Source organism: Micromonospora sp. NBC_01405 (genome assembly GCF_045040155.1).
Lineage (GTDB): Bacteria > Actinomycetota > Actinomycetes > Mycobacteriales > Micromonosporaceae > Micromonospora.
Genome location: NZ_CP109532.1, coordinates 1 through 2500, shown reverse-complemented (window position 1 = coordinate 2500; position 2500 = coordinate 1). Strand labels below are relative to the sequence as shown.

The 2500-nt window shown below is 56.2% G+C and carries 2 rRNA genes (1 of these 2 cut by a window edge); both read left to right on the top strand.

The annotated features are described in order from the left end of the window. Positions 1–2298: ribosomal RNA gene (locus tag OG559_RS00010) — 23S ribosomal RNA — on the top strand; it begins 811 nt to the left of the window's first position. A gap of 85 nt (positions 2299–2383) precedes the next feature. After that, positions 2384–2500: ribosomal RNA gene (rrf, locus tag OG559_RS00005) — 5S ribosomal RNA — on the top strand.

Here is a 2500-nt window from a genome sequence, read left to right as displayed (position 1 = left end):
GGGCCGAACCCACCAACGTTGAAAAGTTGGGGGATGACCTGTGGTTAGGGGTGAAAGGCCAATCAAACTCCGTGATAGCTGGTTCTCCCCGAAATGCATTTAGGTGCAGCGTCGCGTGTTTCTTGCCGGAGGTAGAGCACTGGATGATCTAGGGGGCCCACAAGCTTACCGAAATCAGCCAAACTCCGAATGCCGGTAAGTGAGAGCGCGGCAGTGAGACTGCGGGGGATAAGCTTCGTAGTCGAGAGGGAAACAGCCCAGATCACCAGCTAAGGCCCCTAAGCGTGTGCTAAGTGGAAAAGGATGTGGGGTCGCATAGACAACCAGGAGGTTGGCTTAGAAGCAGCCACCCTTTAAAGAGTGCGTAATAGCTCACTGGTCAAGTGGTTCCGCGCCGACAATGTAGCGGGGCTCAAGCACACCGCCGAAGCTGTGGCATTCATATTTTAACCTCGCTTGGACTTGATTCCTTGTGCAGGTGTGTGGATGGGTAGGGGAGCGTCGTGCCGGGGGTGAAGCAGCGGGGTGACCCAGTTGTGGACGCGGCACGAGTGAGAATGCAGGCATGAGTAGCGAAAGAAGGGTGAGAAACCCTTCCGCCGGATGACCAAGGGTTCCAGGGCCAGGCTAATCCGCCCTGGGTGAGTCGGGACCTAAGGCGAGGCCGAGAGGCGTAGTCGATGGACAACGGGTTGATATTCCCGTACCCGCGAAAGAACGCCCATGATGAACTTCGTTGTGCTAACCGTGTGATCTTGGGGCGGTCTTCGGACTTAACTGGGTGAGTGTGGGAACCTGGCGGGTAGTAGTCAAGCGATGGGGTGACGCAGGAAGGTAGCTGAGCCCGGCCGGTGGTTGTGCCGGGGTAAGCGTGTAGGCCGTACCGTAGGCAAATCCGCGGTGCATATGGGCTGAGACGTGATGCCGAGCCGATTCAGGTGAAGTCAGTGATCCTATGCTGCCGAGAAAAGCCTCTAGCGAGTTCTTAGCGGCCCGTACCCCAAACCGACACAGGTGGTCAGGTAGAGAATACCGAGGCGATCGGGCGAACTGTGGTTAAGGAACTCGGCAAATTGCCCCCGTAACTTAGGGAGAAGGGGGGCCGGAGACGTGAAGCCCCTTGCGGGTGGAGCGTTGTATGGCCGCAGAGAGCAGGGGGAAGCGACTGTTTACTAAAAACACAGGTCCATGCGAAGAAGTAATTCGATGTATATGGACTGACGCCTGCCCGGTGCTGGAACGTTAAGGGGACCTGTTAGCTCTTCGGGGCGAGGCGGAGAACTTAAGCGCCAGTAAACGGCGGTGGTAACTATAACCATCCTAAGGTAGCGAAATTCCTTGTCGGGTAAGTTCCGACCTGCACGAATGGCGTAACGACTTCCCCACTGTCTCAACCACAGGCCCGGCGAAATTGCATTACGAGTAAAGATGCTCGTTACGCGCGGCAGGACGGAAAGACCCCGGGACCTTTACTATAGCTTGACATTGGTATCCGAATTAGCTTGTGTAGGATAGGTGGGAGCCGGTGAAGTCCATACGCCAGTATGGGTGGAGGCAATCTTGAAATACCACTCTGGTTGATTTGGGTTTCTAACTTCGGGCCGTTATCCGGTTCAGGGACAGTGTCTGGTGGGTAGTTTAACTGGGGCGGTTGCCTCCTAAAAGGTAACGGAGGCGCCCAAAGGTTCCCTCAGCCTGGTTGGCAATCAGGTGTTGAGTGCAAGTACACAAGGGAGCTTGACTGTGAGACTGACAGGTCGAGCAGGGACGAAAGTCGGGACTAGTGATCCGGCACTTGCGAGTGGAAGCGGTGTCGCTCAACGGATAAAAGGTACCCCGGGGATAACAGGCTGATCTTCCCCAAGAGTCCATATCGACGGGATGGTTTGGCACCTCGATGTCGGCTCGTCGCATCCTGGGGCTGTAGCAGGTCCCAAGGGTTGGGCTGTTCGCCCATTAAAGCGGTACGCGAGCTGGGTTTAGAACGTCGTGAGACAGTTCGGTCCCTATCCGCCGTGCGCGTAGGATACTTGAGAAGGGCTGTCCCTAGTACGAGAGGACCGGGACGGACGAACCTCTGGTGTGCCAGTTGTCCTGCCAAGGGCACGGCTGGTTAGCTACGTTCGGAAGGGATAACCGCTGAAAGCATCTAAGCGGGAAGCCTGCTTCAAGATGAGGTATCCCACCCACCTTTGGTGGGGTAAGGCCCCCAGCTAGACTACTGGGTTGATAGGCCGGAAATGTAAGCTCGGTAACGGGTTGAGTTGACCGGTACTAATAGGCCGAGGACTTGACTACTAAGCTGCTACGCGTCCACTGTGCAACTCTCGACAAATGAACAACAGACCAGTGTGTTTGGTGTTGTTTGATATGTCGATAGAGTTACGGCGGTCATGGCGGAGGGGAAACGCCCGGTTACATTCCGAACCCGGAAGCTAAGCCCTCCAGCGCCGATGGTACTGCACTCGTGAGGGTGTGGGAGAGTAGGACACCGCCGGAC